The sequence below is a fragment of the Tardiphaga sp. 37S4 genome (genome assembly GCF_021044645.1).
Lineage (GTDB): Bacteria > Pseudomonadota > Alphaproteobacteria > Rhizobiales > Xanthobacteraceae > Tardiphaga > Tardiphaga robiniae.
Map to the genome: position 1 here is coordinate 1,301,277 of NZ_CP088008.1, position 18,292 is coordinate 1,319,568.

At 63.6% G+C, this 18,292-nt stretch carries 12 protein-coding genes; 9 read left to right on the forward strand and 3 right to left on the reverse strand.

What is annotated here, in order from left to right:
• Positions 1-50: 50 nt before the first annotated feature.
• Genes LPB73_RS06180 through LPB73_RS06190 form a run of 3 tightly spaced genes read right to left on the reverse strand, consistent with a single transcriptional unit; the run spans position 51 to position 2,595 of the window.
• Positions 51-803: an ABC transporter permease gene (locus tag LPB73_RS06180; protein ID WP_231079983.1), complete on the reverse strand. Its 753-nt coding sequence runs from the start codon at positions 801-803 to the stop codon at positions 51-53.
• Positions 804-805: 2 nt separating this feature from the next.
• A complete protein-coding gene (locus LPB73_RS06185; RefSeq protein WP_231079984.1) occupies positions 806-1,627 on the reverse strand; it encodes an ABC transporter ATP-binding protein in 822 nt (273 codons plus the stop codon).
• Positions 1,627-2,595 carry an ABC transporter substrate-binding protein gene (locus LPB73_RS06190; RefSeq protein WP_231079985.1) on the reverse strand — a complete coding sequence of 323 codons (969 nt, stop codon included), beginning with the start codon at positions 2,593-2,595 and terminating at the stop codon, positions 1,627-1,629. Before LPB73_RS06190 ends, LPB73_RS06185 begins: the two co-directional genes overlap by 1 nt.
• A gap of 298 nt (positions 2,596-2,893) precedes the next feature.
• Here LPB73_RS06190 and LPB73_RS06195 point away from each other — a divergent pair, with 298 nt between their 5' ends.
• From LPB73_RS06195 to LPB73_RS06235, 9 genes are all read left to right on the forward strand, one after another.
• Positions 2,894-4,054: an FAD-dependent oxidoreductase gene (locus tag LPB73_RS06195; RefSeq protein WP_231079986.1), complete on the forward strand. Its 1,161-nt coding sequence runs from the start codon at positions 2,894-2,896 to the stop codon at positions 4,052-4,054.
• Positions 4,033-4,983: a polysaccharide deacetylase family protein gene (locus tag LPB73_RS06200; protein ID WP_231079987.1), complete on the forward strand. Its 951-nt coding sequence runs from the start codon at positions 4,033-4,035 to the stop codon at positions 4,981-4,983. The genes LPB73_RS06195 and LPB73_RS06200 overlap by 22 nt, the downstream gene beginning before the upstream one ends.
• A gap of 174 nt (positions 4,984-5,157) precedes the next feature.
• A complete protein-coding gene (locus LPB73_RS06205) occupies positions 5,158-6,156 on the forward strand; it encodes a Bug family tripartite tricarboxylate transporter substrate binding protein (protein ID WP_231079988.1) in 999 nt (332 codons plus the stop codon).
• Positions 6,157-7,072: 916 nt separating this feature from the next.
• Positions 7,073-8,596, forward strand: a complete 1,524-nt coding sequence (locus LPB73_RS06210) for a UxaA family hydrolase (RefSeq protein ID WP_231079989.1) — start codon at positions 7,073-7,075, stop codon at positions 8,594-8,596.
• Positions 8,597-8,830: 234 nt separating this feature from the next.
• On the forward strand, positions 8,831-12,118 hold the full coding sequence (locus LPB73_RS06215) for a DUF2126 domain-containing protein (protein ID WP_231079990.1): 3,288 nt from the start codon (positions 8,831-8,833) through the stop codon (positions 12,116-12,118).
• A gap of 31 nt (positions 12,119-12,149) precedes the next feature.
• Positions 12,150-14,657: a circularly permuted type 2 ATP-grasp protein gene (locus LPB73_RS06220; RefSeq protein WP_231079991.1), complete on the forward strand. Its 2,508-nt coding sequence runs from the start codon at positions 12,150-12,152 to the stop codon at positions 14,655-14,657.
• The gene (locus LPB73_RS06225; RefSeq protein WP_231079992.1) at positions 14,654-15,532 is read left to right on the forward strand and encodes a transglutaminase family protein; all 879 of its coding nucleotides are present in this window, start codon (positions 14,654-14,656) and stop codon (positions 15,530-15,532) included. Before LPB73_RS06220 ends, LPB73_RS06225 begins: the two co-directional genes overlap by 4 nt.
• The gene (locus LPB73_RS06230) at positions 15,529-16,728 is read left to right on the forward strand and encodes an NAD(P)/FAD-dependent oxidoreductase (RefSeq protein WP_231079993.1); all 1,200 of its coding nucleotides are present in this window, start codon (positions 15,529-15,531) and stop codon (positions 16,726-16,728) included. The genes LPB73_RS06225 and LPB73_RS06230 overlap by 4 nt, the downstream gene beginning before the upstream one ends.
• A gap of 32 nt (positions 16,729-16,760) precedes the next feature.
• Positions 16,761-18,143: an ethanolamine ammonia-lyase subunit EutB gene (locus LPB73_RS06235; protein ID WP_231079994.1), complete on the forward strand. Its 1,383-nt coding sequence runs from the start codon at positions 16,761-16,763 to the stop codon at positions 18,141-18,143.
• Positions 18,144-18,292 lie beyond the last annotated feature (149 nt).

Genomic DNA, 18,292 nt, shown 5'->3' on the forward strand with positions numbered 1-18,292 from the left:
TCGGACGACGCGAGGGTGGTTTCGATCCAGATGTCTCGTCAGTCATGGCGTCACGGCGTCCAGTCGATCACACGTCGTTCGATAAACTCGATGCCGTGAAACAGCGCAATACTCAACACGGTGAGCAGCGCGATGGCGGCGAAAGCGAGCGGCGTCTGCGATTGCGCGGTGGAGGTCAGGATCAGATAGCCGAGCCCGTCCTGCGCCGCGACGAATTCGCTGATCACGGCGCCGATCACGGCGAAGGTCACCGCCACCTTGCAGCCGGTGAAGAAGTGCGGCAGCGCCACGGGAACGCGCAGCCGGCGGAACACCATATGCGGCGAGGCGCCGAGCGAGCGCATCAGGTCGAGCATGGTCTTTGGCGCAGCCTCGAAGCCGGCGACCATGTTGACGAGGATCGGGAAGAAGCAGACCAGCACCACGACCAGGATCTTCGGCCATTCGGAGAGGCCGAACCACAGGATGATCAGCGGTGCCACGGCGACCTTCGGCACCGACTGCAGGCCGAGCAGGATCGGATAGATGATCCGGCGCGCCAATGGATTGAGGCTGATCAGGATCGCCAGCGGCAGCGACAGCGCGATCGCCAACACGAAGCCGAGCACGGTCTCGCGCAATGTCACGATGGTGTTCGAGGCCAGCTCCGGCGCCCACTTTACGGCGGATGTGTAGATCTCGGAGGGCGCCGGCAGGATCCATGTCGGAATCTTCAGGGCGTCAGCGATCAACTCCCAGCCGATCAGCAGGGCCAGATAGATCAGCGGCGTCGCGGCGCGGTCGATGAAGCGCGAGAAGGACATGATCAGCCACCCGTCCGGTTGAAGATGATGTCGCGGATCTGGTTCTTGATCTCCTGGAAGCGCGGCAGCTTCACGGTGTCGGCATCGCGCGGACGCGGCAGATCGATGGTGATGTCGGCCCGGATGGTGCCGGGGCGTTCCGACATGATCAACACCCGGTCACCGAGCAGGATCGCCTCCTCGATATCGTGGGTGATCAGCAGCGCGGCGCGGCCCAGCTCCTGCCAGAGGCGCGAGAGTTCGAGCGACAATTCCTCGCGGGTGAGCGCGTCGAGCGCGCCAAAGGGTTCGTCGAGGAGTAGCAGGCGCGGATCGGAGATCATGGCGCGGCAGAAGGCGGCGCGCTGCTTCATGCCGCCGGACAGTGCCTGCGGACGCTGATGGGCGAAATCCTTCAGGCCGGTGAGTTCGAGCAGCTTCAGCGCGCGCTCGCGCGCGGCGGCTTTCGGCAGCGCCAGCACGTCGGCGGGAAGCAAGACGTTGTCGAGCACGCTGGTCCATGGAAACAGCACGTGCTCCTGAAACACGATGCCCACTTCATGCGATGGGCCGTCGAGCGGCGTGCCATAGCGCTGCATGGTGCCGGTGTCCGGCATTTCCAGCCCGGCAACGAGGCGCAGCAGCGTGGACTTGCCGCAGCCTGACGGGCCGACCACCGAGACGAAGCTGCCGGGATCGATGCGTAGATCGACCGGTCCCAGCGCATGCGTGGCCTTGCCGTCGCGGCCCGGATAGGTCTTGGTGACGCCCTTGAGATCGATCGCAGGAACCACTGCCGCGGCAGTCCGCGACGGCGCATCATTGTGTGCGGAGATCGCCGTCATCAGTCGATGAAGCCCGGCGCGAACAGGTCTTCCGGCTTCACGGGATTCTTCAGCGTGAAGTTGGCCGACATCACATCGACGGTGCTGGCGATGCTCTTCGGCTCGATATGGCCGAGCGATCCCTTCACCTCGGCGAGTTCCTTCACCAGCCTGGTCTCGCCTTCGATCACGGCGGGAGCGAGCTCCTTCTGATACTTCGCCATGATGGTGGCGGCTTCCGCCGGATTGGCGAAGGCGTCCTTCATGCCCTTGATGGTGGCGCGGACGAAGGCCTTCACCTGATCCGGGCTCTTTGCGATCATCTCCTCGGAGGCGATCAGGCCATTGCCGTAATAATCGAGATTGGAGTCGGCGTAGTTGATGCGGGTGACTTCCTTCGGCGCCACGGCTGCTGCAATCAGCGGCTCGCCGACCGAGAACTGGCAGATCGCATCCGCGCGGCCGTTGGCGAGCAGCGACGGCAGCGCTGAGCCTTCGGCAACCACCCACTTCACCTTGCTGGCGTCGATGCCGGCGGCCTTCGCGAAAGCCGGGAATAGCAGGCGCACCGAGCTTGATGCGGTGTCGGCGACGGTCTTGCCTTCGAGGTCTTTCGGCGAATTAATGCCGCTGCCCTTGATGGCGAAGATTGCCTGCGGCGGCTTCGCATAGACCACGGAGACCAGCTTCACCGGCACGCCGTCATTGCCGCGCGCCAGCACCAGCGAACCGGCATCGGCGAAGCCGAAGGTGGCGACGCCGGCAGCAACCTTCTTGATGGCGTCGGCCGAGCCCTGGCCGCGCACGAAGGTCACGTCGAAGCCCTCGGCCTTGTAGTAGCCCTTCTCGCGGGCAACGTAGAAATAAGCGTGGCGGCCGTTGAAGCCGAAATCGGTGATGAAATTGATCTCGGCAGCCTGCGCGCTGGAGACGCCGGCCGTAGCCAGGGTCGCGAGCAGGACGGCGGTGAGGCGAGCGCGGAATTTCATGGTCTGACCTTCAGTGACAGGTGAGGAGGAGGCCGGCTTTCGGTGCGCAAGCGGCGCATCCAAATTCGTTCGCAATCGAATAAATGCTAAGGGCGGATTTGAGGAAGATCAACGGCGACGCTGCCTAAAAACTCATCGAGATAAACGAAATTCCGCGTAATATCCGCGCATATGGCTCGTTTCTGAGGCGGCTCACGCCGTTGCTTGACAGCTGCGAGCAGCCCGTTCTAAGCGAAATCATTCGCTGTCGAATGATATGCAGCCCGGACGCTGTGGCGCCGCTGGAACGAGGTGAGAGATGGATCGCGGAACACGGATCGCCGTTCTCGGCGCGGGTCTCGCCGGATTGACGGTGGCGGGGCTGCTGCAGCGCGCCGGCTTCTCGGTCGCGGTCTATGAGCAGTCGCCGAGTTTTTCGCGCATCGGCGCCGGCATCATTCTCGGCGCCAACGTTTCGAAAGTGCTGCGCCGGCTCGATCTCGAAGACGCCTTTGCCGCCACCGGCATTCGCCCCGATGCGTTTCTCAGCCGCGCATGGGATACGGGCGAGCAGCTCTACAGGCTCGATTTCGATGCGGAATGCGAAGCGCGTTTCGGCGGCCCCTTTGTCAATATCCATCGCGCCGATCTGCATCAGTTGCTGCAGCGGCCGCTCGCGCCCGGCACCATCCGTTTCGGCCACAAGCTCACCGGCATCGAGGAGTGCGGCGACGCGCTCACCTTGCGCTTCGAGAACGGCACAAGCGCGGAAGCCGATATCGCCATCGGTGCTGATGGCATTCGCTCCATCACCCGCGAACTCATCCTTGGCGCGGAAGAGCCACGCTTCATCGGGCGTTCTGCACCGCGCGCGGTGTTTCCCGCCAGCCGCATCAAGGGTGACCCCATCGACGACTGCACCAAGTGGTGGGCGCCCGACCGGCATACGCTCGCTTATTACATGACGCCCGACCGCAACGAGGTCTATGTGATGGCCGCGCTGCCGATGGCGCGCTGGGATGGCGACGGTTCACCGGTGAAGGGCGACCGCGACGAATTCATCGCCGCTTTCGACGATGCGCATCCCGATCTGAAACGCGCAGTGGAGGCAGCCGAAGACGTCACCGTGTGGCCGATCTTCGACCGGCCCCGCAACGACACCTGGCACAAGGGCCGCGTGGTGCTGATGGGCGATGCCTGCCATGCGGTGCGTCCGTTCATGGCGGCTGGCGGCTCGGCGGCCATCGAGGACGCCGCGATCCTCGGCCGCTGCATCGCCGAATTCGGTGATCCCGCCACGGCCTTCGCACATTACACGATGATCCGCATCCCGCGCGTCGCCGACATCCAGCAGATTTCCATCGCCAATTCGTGGATGCATGGCCCGACCGAGACCGACTGGTTCTTCGGTTATGATGCCTGCACCGTGCCGCTCGACCGAGCCATTCCGGAGGCCCTATGTCCGAATTTGCAGCGATGAAGCCCGGCGACATCCGTCCTGAACCGATGCAGGCGCGCGATCTCGTCGGTTACGGCGCCACGTCACCCGATCCGCGCTGGCCGAACGGCGCGAAGATCGCGGTCAGCATCAGCCTGAATATCGAAGGTGGCGGCGAGTCCACGCTGGTGAATGGCGATGCAGTCTCCGAAGGCATGCTGAACGACATCGGCGTGCCGACGAAAGAGGGCGTTCGCGTTCCGCTGGTGGAGTCCGTGTTCGAATATGGCAGCCGTCGCGGCGCCTGGCGCGTGCTCGATGTGCTCGATCGCTTCAAGGTGCCGGTCAGTATTCTCGGTGTCGCGCGGGCGATGGAGCAGAATCCGGAGCTGGCGAGGGCCTGCGTTGCGCGTGGCCATGAGATGGTCAGCCACGGCTATCGCTGGATCGATTATTGCCATGTGGATGAAGCGACCGAGCGTGCGCATATCCGCAAGGCGATCGAGATACTCACTGAGCTGACCGGTAGCCGCCCACTCGGCTGGATGACCGGACGTCCCGGTCCGAACACGCGGCGCCTGCTCGCGGAGGAGGGCGGCTTTCTCTATGACCGCGACTCGCTCGCCGATGAGCTGCCCTACTGGGTGAAGACCGAGCACGGCCCGTTTCTCGTCGTGCCGTATTCCTATGAAGCCAACGACAATCGCTTCAACGAGAATTCCGGCTTCGCGACCGGCGAGCAGTTCTTCACTTACATGCGCGACGCGTTCGATGTTCTCTACGCGGAAGGCGTCGCCGGCGCGCCGAAACTGCTGTCCATCGGTCTGCATGACCGTTTGATCGGCCGTCCTGGCCGTGTTGGCGGGCTCATCAAGATGCTCGAACACATGCGCGCGTATGATGACGTATGGTTCTGCCGTGGCATCGATGTCGCGCAGCATTGGCGAACGCATTTTCCGCCGAAGCCATGACGCGCCGCTGACGGCCGGGCAATATTCCGGCTGATGGCATGCACGCCCGAGGCGGCGTTGCCGGATGTGTTCTCCGAACGCCTGTGCGTGTCACCCTGCTTTGCCTTCGCGGGCGAAGCCGGTCATACTCGATACACTTATCCGCAGAGATAAGATCAAATCGGGAGAATGATCGTGCGAAACAACTTGCGTCTGCTCAACCGACGCCAATTCGTCACCGCGGGCGCAGGCGCTGCTGCATTGTTGAGTGCGCCGTCACTCGTCCGCGCCAATAGCTGGCCAACCAAGCCGATCAAGATTCTCGCGGGCTCCGCGGCCGGCGGCCAGACCGATCAGTTCTCGCGCGTTTATGGCGAGTATCTGTCGCGTGAACTCGGGCAGACCGTGGTGGTCGAGAACAAGGCCGGTGCCGGCGGCGCCGTTGCAGCGATGGAGCTGAAACGCTCCGATCCCGACGGCCACACGCTGATGATCTGCAACACCACCGCCTACATGCTCAATCCCGTCCTCATCAAGGACATCAAGTACAGTGTCCCGCAGGACTTCGCCTGGGTCGCGGTGATGCCGGGCGGAAGCCTGCCGCTGATGGTGAGCGAAAAGGTCGGCGCGAAGACGCTCAAGGACTTCATCGACTATGCGCGCAAGGCCGAGAAGGTGAATGTTGGCACATATGCGTCCGGCTCCTTCGCGCATATGGTTATCGTCGAGCTCAACAAGCAGTATGGGCTGAAGATGGAGGCGGTGCATTATCGCGGTGAGGCGCCGATGTGGCAGGATCTCGCCGGTGGGTCGATCGATGCCGGCATCGGCAGCTACGCTGCGGCGCTGCCGGTGCTGCAAACCGGCAAGGCCCGCGCTGTCGCGGTGTCGCGCCGCCGCATCAAGGATCTTCCCGACGTCGGCACATTCCTCGAACAGGGCGCAACCTCACGCGCGCACAGCCTTTTGACCTTTCAGGGATGTGTGGCTCCGGCGAAGACGCCGCCGGAGGTGGTCGCAAAACTGTCCGCGCTGTTCGTTGGCGCCGGCAAGAGCGATCGCGTGCGTGAACTCCTCAAGAGCCAGGGTATCGACGAGGGCCCGATGACACTGGAAGCGAGCCAGGCGCTCTACAAGGAAGAGGCACCGGTCTGGGCCGAACTCGCCGCGAGCCTGGGGCCGCAGCCGCAGTAATTATGCGTCATTCCGACGTGTTCGCGGTGCAAGCCGCGCGCGAACCTGGAGCCATGCTCGTCATTCCGGGGGCGTTGCCCCCACTGTCATTCCGGGGCAGGACGGACCGCGAAGCGGGCCGGACTGAGCCCGGAATCTCAGAGTGTTCAGCGCAAAGCAGGTCGGGATTCCGGGTTCGCGTGCGCGAAGGCGCGCCCGCGCCCCGGAATGACAGTGTGGGGCGCTAAGACGGCCCTAAACATTTTTTCCTATCTCTGATTGACAATATCCCGCCACGGATTATATTCCGATATGTCCTGCCCCACCGAGAGGGGCGATCGCGATCGTCACGTTCGCGGGGTGGGATGCGGTGGACGCCGGAGATGCGGCGTCACGCGGTTCATGGGGGAACGTCTGTCTTCGGGCAGGACGGATCTGCGCCAGCACTGCCACTGGCAAGGAGACGGCCGACCTTGGGATGGACAGAGCCCTGGACAGTGTGACGGACGACCAAATCGAAACGCGTTCGGCCAAGTGCTTTGCGGCTACCCTGTCCCTCCGCCCTGGGACATTAATTTTGGTGATGGGACCGTTCGCCATGGCAGATGTGCAAGCAACCGAAAAAACACCGCAGGCGGAACGTCGGGCACTTGCTCGGCGCCTCCGAAAGTCCTGATGCACTCTAAATTGCGGAAGACCGCATTCGCATCAGGCCCAAGGGTGCAACGGGCACCCGGCGTTCCGCACGCCCTCTCACAGGGGGCAGGGAATGCAAAGGACGACGGCGCCCCCGCGCCGCAAACAATGGGGGCGATGACGCATGTCTGATCGGCGTCATCATGAGCCAAAGCAGGGCTGACGCCGCCTACTTCTTTCAGCTAGAGTCATTCCAAACAAGAGGTCTGCCAGACCACAAAACGCGCGCGAGGAAATCCCGATGATTCCATCTCCCGTCATTCGTCTGCATGACAACGACGCCGTATTGATCGCGCGTACCACGCTGCTGCCCGGTATCGAGGTGACGACAGGCGTCGTGACGTCGGAGCGCATCCCCGCGGGCCATAAGGTCGCGATCCGGCCTATCGCCACCGGCGAGGAAATCCGCCGCTACGGGCAGATCATCGGCTTTGCCACGCAGCCGATCGCGCCCGGCCAGCATGTCCATACGCAGAACATGGGCATGGGCGATTTCGATCGCGACTATGCCTATGGCGTGGACGTCAAGCCGACGCCGAATTTCGATCTGCCGGCGAGTTTCATGGGTCTCAGGCGCAGCGATGGCCGCGTCGCCACGCGCAACTATATCGGCATCCTGACGTCAGTGAATTGCAGCGCCCATGTCGCCAGCATGGTCGCCGATGTATTCAAGAAGAATCCCTTCACCGGCCACAATCCGCTCGCCGACTATCCCAATGTCGATGGCGTCGTCGCGCTCACCCACAAGACCGGCTGCGGCATGACGCAGGACGAACCGCTGACGCTGCTGCGACGAACTCTCGGCGGCTACGCGCGGCACGTGAACTTCTCCCACGTGGTCGTGCTCGGCCTCGGTTGCGAGATCAACCAGATCGGCGGCTTGATGCAGGAGCAGAAGCTCGCCGGGCGCTTGCGCGAGATGCAGATCCAGGAGATCGGCGGCACCCGCAAGACCACCGAGGCCGGCGTAGCCTTCGTCAATGAAGTGCTGGCCGATGCCAACAACGTCACGCGCGAGGAAGTCTCTGCCAGCGAGTTGACGGTGGCCCTGCAATGCGGCGGCTCCGATGGCTACTCCGGAATATCCGCCAATCCCGCGCTCGGCGCCGCGAGCGATCTGCTCGTGCGTCACGGTGGCACCGTGGTGCTGTCGGAAACGCCGGAGACCTATGGCGCCGAACATCTGCTGACGCGCCGCGCGGTGTCGCGCGAGGTCGGCGAGAAACTGGTCGGGCTGATGCGCTGGTGGGACGCCTATTGCGAACGCGAGGGCGCCGAGATGAACGCCAATCCGAGCCCCGGCAACAAGGCCGGCGGCCTCACCACCATTCTCGAAAAATCTCTGGGCGCGATGGCCAAGGCCGGCTCGACCAATCTCGTCGATGTGCTGAACTATGCCGAGACGATCACCAAGAAGGGTTTTGTGTTCATGGACACGCCCGGCTACGACCCCGTTGCGGCGACAGGGCAGGTCGCCGGCGGCGCCAATCTCGTCTGCTTCACCACCGGCCGCGGCAGCGTGTTCGGCTGCAAGCCGGCGCCGTCCATCAAGCTCGCCACCAACACGCCGATGTTCAAGCGCATGGAAGAGGACATGGACATCAATTGCGGAACCATCCTCGATGGCGACGAGACAGTGCAGGAATGCGGCCAGCGCATCTTTGAGCTGATGCTCAAGACCGCCTCCGGCGCGCCGACCAAGAGCGAAAGCTTCGATTTCGGCGGCGCGGAGTTCGCGCCCTGGGTGCTCGGCGCGACGATGTGAGGGTGACCGCTGCTCCGTCCTCATCCTGAGGAGCGGCGCACTTGCGCCGCGTCTCGAAGGATGGCCCAGCACTCCGATTCATGGTTCGAGACGCGCGCCAAGCGGCGCGCTCCTCACCATGAGGGCAGAGTTAGGTGAAGCGCCCCCAATCGAGGCACATCGTGCCCGTTGTTAGAGCTTGATCCCTGGCACCTCCGGTGTTCTGCTTAAAAAAGCTGCTGGAGTTGCGCCACTGTGTCGATCTTCGTCGCACTGAACCACGTCACCCATTACAAATATGATCGGCCGATTACGCTGGGGCCGCAGACCATCCGGCTGCGACCGGCGCCGCATGCGCGCACGCCAATCCTGAGCTATTCGCTCAAGGTCACGCCGACCAATCATTTCGTGAACTGGCAGCAGGATCCGCAGGGCAACTGGCTGGCGCGCTTCGTCTTCCCGGAACCGGCCAACGAATTGAAGATCGAGGTCGACTTCACCGCCGAAATGACGGTGATCAATCCGTTCGACTTCTTCGTCGAGCCCTATGCCGAGACATTTCCCTTCGCCTATACCGACGATCTGAAGAGCGAACTCGCGCCTTACATGGCGACGACCGAGCCAGGGCCGCGCTTCACGGCCTATATGGCGGAGATCGCGAAGGAAGCGCCGAACACGGTGAACTTCCTCGTCGATCTCAATGCGCGCCTGCGCGAGAAGGTCAACTACATCATCCGCATGGAGCCCGGCGTGCAGTCTCCCGAAGAGACGCTGCTGTCCGGCGCGGGCTCATGCCGCGACTCTGCGTGGCTCCTGATCGAGACGCTGCGCCATCTCGGTCTCGCTGCACGTTTTGTCTCCGGCTATCTGATCCAGTTGCGCCCGGACATCGATCCGATCGAAGGGCCGCCCGAAGTCGAAGCCGACTTCACGGATCTGCACGCCTGGGCCGAAGTCTATATTCCCGGCGCCGGCTGGGTCGGCTTCGATGCGACGTCGGGCATGCTGACAGGCGAGGGGCATGTCCCCGTGGCGGCGACGCCGCATTTCCGGTCGGCGGCGCCGATCTCCGGCATGGCCGGCTTTGCCGAAGTCGAGTTCGCGTTCGCGATGGGCGTCAAACGCATTCGCGAGGCGCCGCGGATCACCAAACCGTTCTCGGATGAATCCTGGGCCAGGCTCGATGCACTCGGCGAGAAGGTCGATGCCGATCTCAAAGCCCATGACGTGCGTCTCACCATGGGCGGCGAGCCGACATTCGTGTCCGTCGACGATATGGAATCGCCGGAGTGGAATACGGCTGCCGTCGGTCCGACCAAACGCGGCCTCGGCGACGATCTGATCCGCCGGTTGCGGACGCGCTTCGCGCCGGGTGGCCTGATGCATTACGGGCAGGGCAAATGGTATCCCGGCGAGAGCCTGCCGCGCTGGGCGTTCGGCCTGTACTGGCGCAAGGACGGCGTGCCGATCTGGAAGAACGACGCACTGATCTCACGGATCGAAGGTCCGCGCAGCGCCGATATTGGCGGCGCCGAGCGTTTTGCCGAAGGCACGGCGCGGCGGCTTGGCCTGCCGAAGGACTATGTCATCCCGGCCTTCGAGGATCCCGTCTATTGGGAGCAGAAGGAATCGAACCTGCCGAACAATGTCGTGCCCGGCGACTCCAAATTGCCCGATCCGGAGGAACGCGCGCGCATGGCGCGGGTCTTCGAACATGGACTCGACAGGCCGAAAGGGTTCGTGCTGCCGATCCAGCGCTGGAATACGGAGGCGGCCGCCGACAGACGCTGGCGGTCCGAGCGGTGGAAGCTGCGCCGCGGCAACCTGTTCCTGACACCCGGCGATTCACCGATGGGCCTGCGCCTGCCATTGTCGTCGCTGCCGCACCTCACCGAAGAGGAATATCCGTTCATCGTCGAGCAGGATCCGCTGGAGCCGCGCGGCGACATGCCGGTGTTCGACGAAATCGCGTCTGCGGAAAACCAGCCTGCCGCGCAATACGTTCAGGAGCAGCAGATTCGTTCCGGCGGCGTACGCACGGCGATGTCGATTGAAATTCGCGACGGCATTCTCTGTGCCTTCATGCCGCCGGTCGAGAAGTTTGAGGATTATCTCGAACTGGTGACGGCGCTGGAGGCGACGGCCGAAGAACTGCAGATGCAGGTTCATGTCGAAGGCTATCCGCCGCCGTTCGATCCGCGCGTCGAGGTCATCAAGGTGACGCCCGATCCCGGCGTGCTGGAGATCAACATCCATCCCGCCTCGAGCTGGCGCGAGGCCGTCGATACCACGACATTTCTCTATGAGGAGGCCGCGAAGACGCGGCTCGGCGCCAACAAGTTTCTGCTCGATGGTCGTCACACCGGCACCGGTGGTGGCAATCACGTGGTGGTCGGCGGCAGCTCGCCGGCGGACTCGCCCTTCCTGCGCCGGCCGGATCTCCTGAAGAGCCTCGTGCTGTATTGGCAGCGCCATCCATCGCTGTCCTATCTGTTCTCCGGCATGTTCATCGGTCCGACCAGTCAGGCACCGCGCATCGACGAAGCACGGCATGATGGTCTCTACGAATTGGAGATCGCGCTGGCGCAGGTGCCGCCGCCCGGCGAGAAGGCGCCGCTGTGGCTGGTGGATCGGCTGTTCCGGCACATCCTCGTCGATATCACCGGCAACACCCATCGCGCTGAGATCTGCATCGACAAGCTCTATTCGCCCGATGGCACGACGGGTCGTCTCGGCCTCGTCGAATTCCGTGCGCTGGAGATGCCGCCCGATCCGCGCATGTCGCTGGCGCAGCAGCTGCTGATCCGCGCGCTGATCGCAAAAATGTGGCGCGAGCCGCAGGACGGCAAATTCGTGCGCTGGGGGACGGCGCTGCATGATCGCTTCATGCTGCCGCATTTCCTGTGGGAGGATTTCCAGGACGTACTCACCGAACTCGGCCGCTCCGGCTATGAATTCTCCAAGGAGTGGTTCGAGGCGCAGCTCGAATTCCGCTTCCCCGTCTTCGGCCATGTCACCTATGGCGGCGTGACGCTGGAAGTCCGGCAGGCGCTGGAGCCGTGGCACGTGCTGGGCGAGGAGGGGTCTGCCGGTGGCACCGTCCGTTATGTGGATTCCTCGGTAGAGCGGTTACAGCTCAAGGCCAATGGCTTCACGCCGGGCCGGCACGTCATTACCTGCAACGGCCGGGCGCTGCCGATGACCGACACCGGCCGGGCCGGCGAGGTAGTCGCCGGCGTCCGTTTCAAGGCCTGGCAGCCGGCCTCCGGCCTGCATCCGACGATCCCGGTCCATGCGCCGCTGGTTTTCGACATTTATGACAGCTGGAATCGGCGGTCGCTCGGCGGCTGCGTCTATCATGTGGCGCATCCCGGCGGCCGCAATTACGAGACAAAACCGGTCAATGCCTATGAGGCGGAGGCCCGGCGGCTGGCCCGGTTCGAGGAGATCGGCCACACGCCCGGCGAAATCGCTCCGCCAAGGGCAGAACGCACACTTGAATTCCCATTGACCCTCGACTTGCGAACGCCTCTCCTGCATTGAGAATGCAGGCAGTTTGGGCTGGAGAGTCGGAATGACGGGACAGGCCGGTCAGGGGAAAAAGCCCCGTCCGGGACATCGTAAAGTCGCGCAATGGACCCGCGACTACGAGCGGCTGCCCGGGATTCCCGACGAATTCATCGCCCAGGACGGCACGCCGCGGGAGGTCTGGACGCGGTTCTTCGAGGCCTTCGGCGCCATGGCGCCCGTCGAGATCGAGCGCCGCTTCGGTTCCGCCGACCGTCATCTCCGGGAAGCCGGCGTCACCTACCGCGCGCCCGGCGAAATCGCCGACCGGATCTGGCCACTCAGCCATGTGCCGCTCCTGATCGACGAATCCGAATGGCTGCAGATTTCAGCGGCAATGACCCAGCGCGCCGAGTTGCTGGAGAAGATTCTCGGCGATCTCTATGGCGATGCCAGCCTCGTCGCGTCCGGCGCGATCCCGGCGGCGGCGATTGCCGGCAGTTCGGAATATCTGCGTGCGATGCGCGGCGTGAAACCGCCGGGTGGACGCTATCTCAACGTCTATGCGGCTGATCTCGGCCGCGGTCCCGATGGCCGCTGGTGGGTGCTCGGCGATCGCACGCAAGCGCCGTCCGGCATGGGCTATGCGCTGGAAAACCGGCTGGTGTTGTCGCGCGCCTTCACCGACCTCTACAAATCGATGAATGTCGAGCGCGTCGCGCCGTTCTTCGAAGCCTTCCGCGACAGTCTGCGCGCGTCGGCCGATCGTGACGAACCGCGGGTCGGCCTGTTGTCACCGGGGCCGTTCAGCGAGACCTATTTCGAACATGCGACATTGGCGCGCTATCTCGGTTTCCTGCTGGTGGAAGGCGATGACCTCGCAGTCTCCGGCGACCGCGTGCACATCCGCACTGTGGCCGGCTTGAAGCGCCTTGATGTGCTGCTGCGCCGCGTGGATGCCAATTCGCTCGATCCGCTGGAGCTGGATGCCTCGTCGCAGCTCGGTGTGCCCGGGCTGATCGACGTTGTCAGAAAGAATGGCGTCGTCGTCGCCAACATGCCCGGCTCCGGCGTGATGGAAGCGCGCGCACTGCTGGGCTTCCTGCCAAGCCTGAGCCGGAAGCTGCTCGGCGAACCACTCAAGATGCCGCATATCGCCACCTGGTGGTGCGGCCAGAAATCGGCGCGCGAGGAAGTGCTGGCGCGGCTCGACGACTTTGCCATCGAAGGCGCCCATGGCGGAGCGGTGCCCGGTTTCCCTGGCTACTCGCCGGTGCTGCCGTCGCAGCTCTCGCCAAGCGAGCGCGAGCGCCTGAAGGCAGCGATTGCCAATCGCGGCGTCGATTATGTCGGGCAGGAGCTGGTGCAGCTGTCGACCACGCCGGTCTGGGACAATGGCCGGCTCGCGCCGCGTCCGTTCGTGCTGCGCGTCTTCGCGGCGGCGACACCGGACGGCTGGACCATTATGCCGGGTGGCTTCTGCCGTATTGCGGATCAACCGGATGCCCGCGCAGTCTCTATGGGCGCCGGCGCGCGCGCAGCCGACGTCTGGGTGGTGGCCGACAAGGCCGTTGCTGCATCGACGCTGCTGCCGGCCGTCGACAATGTTCGTATTCGCCGCATTGCCGGCTGGGTGCCGAGCCGGGCCGCCGACAATCTGTTCTGGCTCGGGCGCTATCTCGAGCGCGCCGAATCCACACTGCGTCTGATCCGTGCACTCAGCGTGCCGCAGCGCGATCCCGGCAAGGGCGGCGCCACTGGGCAGCAATCGATTGAGCGCATCCAGCGCATGCTGATGACCTGGGGCGCGACATCGCTGACATCACGTTCGCAGCCGGCGAAGGTCGCCGCGCAAGCCTTGCAGAGCGAAGAGCAGTTTGGCTCAGCGCTATCGCTGGTGCGCTCCGCATTGCGGACCGCAACCTCGCTGCGCGAACGGCTGTCCCCCGACGCCTGGCAGGTCATCACCGAAATGGCCGAGCGGCTTGCGCATGAGGTCGAAGATGACGATGACGTCGTCAGTGCGGCCGAGCTGACCTTGCAGGAACTGGCGAGCTTCGCTGGTCTCGCTCAGGAAAACATGAACCGTGCCGCCGGCTGGCGTTTCCTCGAAATGGGGCGCCGTGCCGAACGCGCCATCAACACCACGCGCTTTGCGCGGCAATTCGCGTCCGACGAGGCGACGAGCGACGATCTCGACATCCTGCTGACGCTGGTGGATTGCCAGATCACCTATCGCTCGCGTTATCTCGTTGGCCCACTACTCGCGCCGGTGCGCGATCTCGTGGTGCTCGATCCCTATAACCCGCGCTCGGTGGCATTCCAGGTCTCGGCACTGAACGATCACATCGCCAGCCTGCCGACGCTGAAGGAGAACGGCCTGATGGAACGGCCGCAGCGGCTGGCGGTGGCGCTGCGCTCGTCGCTCGTCACCGGCGAGGCATCCGAGATTCATACCAAGTCACTGTTTGCGCTGGAGCAGGATCTGCTGACGCTCGCGGATTCGATCGGCCTGCATTACTTCCCGCATGGCGCCAGCGCATCGCGCCCGGAAAAGCTGACGGGGCTGGCGTGATCTACGAAATCCGCCATGTCACGACCTATAGTTATGAAAGCCCGGTGAGCTATGCGCGCTGCTCGCTGCGGCTGCAGCCCAACAGCAGCGCCGGTCAGCAACTGGTCTCGCACAGCGTCGATATCAAACCGCTGCCGGCGGCCCGCGCCATGCGGACGGATTTCTTTGGCACGCCGACGGAAAGCGTGTTGATCGAAACCCCGCACAAGATGCTGCGGATCGATAGCCGGTCGCGGGTCTATGTCGAGCGCTTCGCGCCGGGGCGCGGCGATGACAGCCCTGCCTGGGAAAGCGTCCGCGAGGCGGCGTTCGATTCCAGCGACCTCAGCGGTGCCTCGCCGATTGGTTATGTCTTCGCCAGTCCGCTGGTGCCGATCATCGATGCCGTCACGGACTATGCGGCGGTGAGCTTTACCGAAGGCCGCGGCATTCTCGCCGGGGCCGTCGATCTGATGCATCGCATTCGCACCGAGTTCAAATACGATCCGAAGGCCACGGTGATTTCGACGCCGTTGCAGGAGGTGCTGGATAAGCGCCACGGTGTCTGTCAGGATTTTGCGCATATCATGATTGCGGGCATGCGCGGCCTCGGCCTGCCTGCCGCCTATGTCAGCGGCTATCTGCGCACCATTCCACCGCCGGGCAAGGAACGTCTGCAGGGCGCCGACGCGACCCATGCCTGGGTGTCGGTCTGGTGTGGCGAGGAGCTCGGCTGGATTGGCTTCGATCCGACCAACGACATTTTGGTCGAGAACGATCATATCGTGCTGGCGATCGGCCGGGACTTCTCCGACGTGTCGCCGGTCGATGGTGTGATCGTTGGGGCGCGCAAGCAGAAGCTCGCTGTCGCCGTTGACGTGCTGCTGCTGGAATGACCATCGTTCGTCGCGCGCATAACACGGCCGACGTCGTCATTCTCGGTGCCGGTGCGGCCGGCCTGATGTGCGCCGGTATTGCGGGGCAACGCGGTCGTTCGGTGATGCTGCTTGAGCAGGCGAGGGCGCCGGGCGAGAAGATCCGCATCTCCGGCGGTGGGCGCTGCAATTTCACCAACCTGCATACGACGCCAGCGAATTTCCTGTCGCAGAACCCGCAATTCTGCAAATCCGCACTGAACGGCTTCACCCAGCAGGACTTCATCGCGCTGGTCGAAAAATATCGCATCGCCTATCACGAGAAGACTCGCGGGCAATTGTTCTGCGATGGTTCGTCCCAGCAGGTCATCGACATGCTGCTGGACGAAAACCGCCGCGGCGATGCGCAGATGCGGCTCGGCGTGGGCATTCTCGGTGTGACGAAGAACGAGAGTGGTTTTGTCGTCGCTACGGATCAGGGCGAATATCGCAGTCAGTCGCTGGTCGTCGCGACCGGCGGGCCCTCGATCCCTAAAATGGGCGCCAGTGCCTTCGGCTACAAGCTGGCGCAGCAGTTCGGGCTGAAGATGATCGCGCCGCGGGCCGCATTGGTGCCGTTGACCTTCGATGTTGCAGCGCTCGCGCAATTCAAGGATCTCGCAGGCGTTGCCGTCGATGCCGTCGTCAGCGTCGGCAAGACCAAATTCGACGAGGCGCTGCTGTTCACCCATCGCGGTCTCAGCGGGCCGGCGATCTTGCAGATTTCGTCCTATTGGCGCGACGGGCTCGATGTCGTCATCGACATGGCACCGACGCGCGATGTGCTCGTCGCCTTGAAGGAGGCACGCCGCGAACGACCGCGGCAGGAACTGGCGACCGTGCTCGGCGATATCTTGCCGAAACGACTGGCCCAGATGATCGCCGACAATATCGTCGGCCCGCCGCGGCTGGCGGATTTTTCGGACAAGCTTCTGGCATCGGTAGCCGCTGCAGTGAAGGAATGGCGCGTACGGCCGAATGGCACCGAGGGCTATCGCACGGCCGAGGTAACGCTTGGCGGTGTGGACACCACAGAACTGTCATCAAAAACGTTCGAAGCGACATCAGTGCCGGGGCTATATTTCATCGGCGAAGTCATCGATGTCACCGGCCATCTCGGCGGCTTCAACTTCCAGTGGGCGTGGTCTTCCGGCGTTGCCGCGGGGCGGCACGTCTAGACAGCCTCCGGCGAATATCCAACAATCCGGCCATGATCTATCGCCACGCCATCGGTGACCATACGCATGTCTTCGCGGATCTGCGCGACCTCATGGCCAAGGCAACGCCGCCGCGCTCCGGCGACAGGTTGGCCGGGATTGCAGCCGAGACCGCCGAGCAGATGATCGCCGCGCGGATGGCGCTCGCGGATGTGCCGCTCAAACAGTTCCTGCAGGAAATGGTGGTGCCTTACGAGGACGATGAGGTCACGCGTCTTATCGTCGATACGCATGATGCCGCCGCATTCTCCACGATCTCGTCGCTGACCGTCGGCGGCTTTCGTGATTGGCTGCTGTCAGACGCGGCCACGCCGCAAGTCCTTCAGACCGTCGCCCGGGGCATCACCCCCGAAATGGCCGCCGCGGTCTCGAAACTGATGCGCAATCAGGACCTGATCCTGGTGGCCAGGAAGTGCGAGGTGATCACGCGCTTTCGCAATACGATCGGGTTGCGCGGGTGCATGAGCGTGCGGTTGCAGCCGAACCACCCGTTCGACGATATCAGGGGCATCACGGCATCCATTCTCGACGGGCTGATGCTCGGCTCCGGCGATGCCTGCATCGGCATCAATCCGGCAAGCGACGATCCTGCAGTGCTGGGCGGGCTGGTGCGGCTGCTCGACGATGTCATCACCAGGCTGGATATTCCGACCCAGAGTTGCGTGCTCACCCATGTGACGACTAGTCTTGATCTCATCAATCAGGGTGCCCCGGTCGATTTGGTGTTTCAGTCGATCGCCGGGACCGAGGCCGCCAACAAGAGCTTTGGCATCGATCTGGCGATCCTGAAGGAAGCTCATGCCGCCGGGCTTTCGCTGAAACGTGGCACGCTCGGCCAGAACGTCATGTATTTCGAGACCGGGCAGGGCTCGGCTCTGTCGGCCAACGCCCATCACGGCGTCGATCAGCAGACTTTGGAGGCACGGGCCTATGCAGTTGCGCGGGCGTTCGACCCATTGCTGGTGAACAGCGTCGTCGGCTTCATTGGGCCGGAATATTTGTATGACGGCAAGGAGATCATCCGTGCCGGGCTGGAGGATCATTTCTGTGGCAAGCTGCTTGGCCTGCCGCTGGGCGTCGACGTCTGTTACACCAACCATGCCGAAGCCGATCAGGACGACATGGACAATCTGCTGACGCTGCTGGCCGCGGCCGGTGTGACTTTCGTGATGGGTGTCCCCGGCGCTGACGACGTGATGCTGAACTACCAGTCGACGTCATTTCACGATGCGCTCTATATCCGCGACCTGTTTGGGCTCAAACGCGCACCGGAGTTCGACGACTGGCTGCAACGGGTCGGGCTCTCCGGAGCGGACCTTCGCATCCGCGATCAGGAAGGCCTGCTGCCCGATCTGGCCGCGCGTCTGATCGCCTGACGTCAATAAACCGTCATAAGGCTTGGCGCTTTGTGCGCACTTGTGCGGAGCTGGTCACGACCTTGTCACCGCCCGCCACAATCTTGAAGAAATTCTGGCCCAGATTCGGACGCCGTGATTAGATCGCTCAAAGTATTCGGCAGGAGTGG

What these genes read in the sequence shown, in the direction of transcription:
- LPB73_RS06195 (WP_231079986.1), top strand. Translation starts at nt 2,894, where the DNA reads ATGGATCGCGGAACACGGATCGCCGTTCTCGGCGCGGGTCTCGCCGGA.
- LPB73_RS06180 (WP_231079983.1), bottom strand. Translation starts at nt 803, where the DNA reads ATGTCCTTCTCGCGCTTCATCGACCGCGCCGCGACGCCGCTGATCTAT.
- LPB73_RS06220 (WP_231079991.1), top strand. Translation starts at nt 12,150, where the DNA reads ATGACGGGACAGGCCGGTCAGGGGAAAAAGCCCCGTCCGGGACATCGT.
- LPB73_RS06210 (WP_231079989.1), top strand. Translation starts at nt 7,073, where the DNA reads ATGATTCCATCTCCCGTCATTCGTCTGCATGACAACGACGCCGTATTG.
- LPB73_RS06200 (WP_231079987.1), top strand. Translation starts at nt 4,033, where the DNA reads ATGTCCGAATTTGCAGCGATGAAGCCCGGCGACATCCGTCCTGAACCG.
- LPB73_RS06230 (WP_231079993.1), top strand. Translation starts at nt 15,529, where the DNA reads ATGACCATCGTTCGTCGCGCGCATAACACGGCCGACGTCGTCATTCTC.
- LPB73_RS06190 (WP_231079985.1), bottom strand. Translation starts at nt 2,595, where the DNA reads ATGAAATTCCGCGCTCGCCTCACCGCCGTCCTGCTCGCGACCCTGGCT.
- LPB73_RS06235 (WP_231079994.1), top strand. Translation starts at nt 16,761, where the DNA reads ATGATCTATCGCCACGCCATCGGTGACCATACGCATGTCTTCGCGGAT.
- LPB73_RS06185 (WP_231079984.1), bottom strand. Translation starts at nt 1,627, where the DNA reads ATGACGGCGATCTCCGCACACAATGATGCGCCGTCGCGGACTGCCGCG.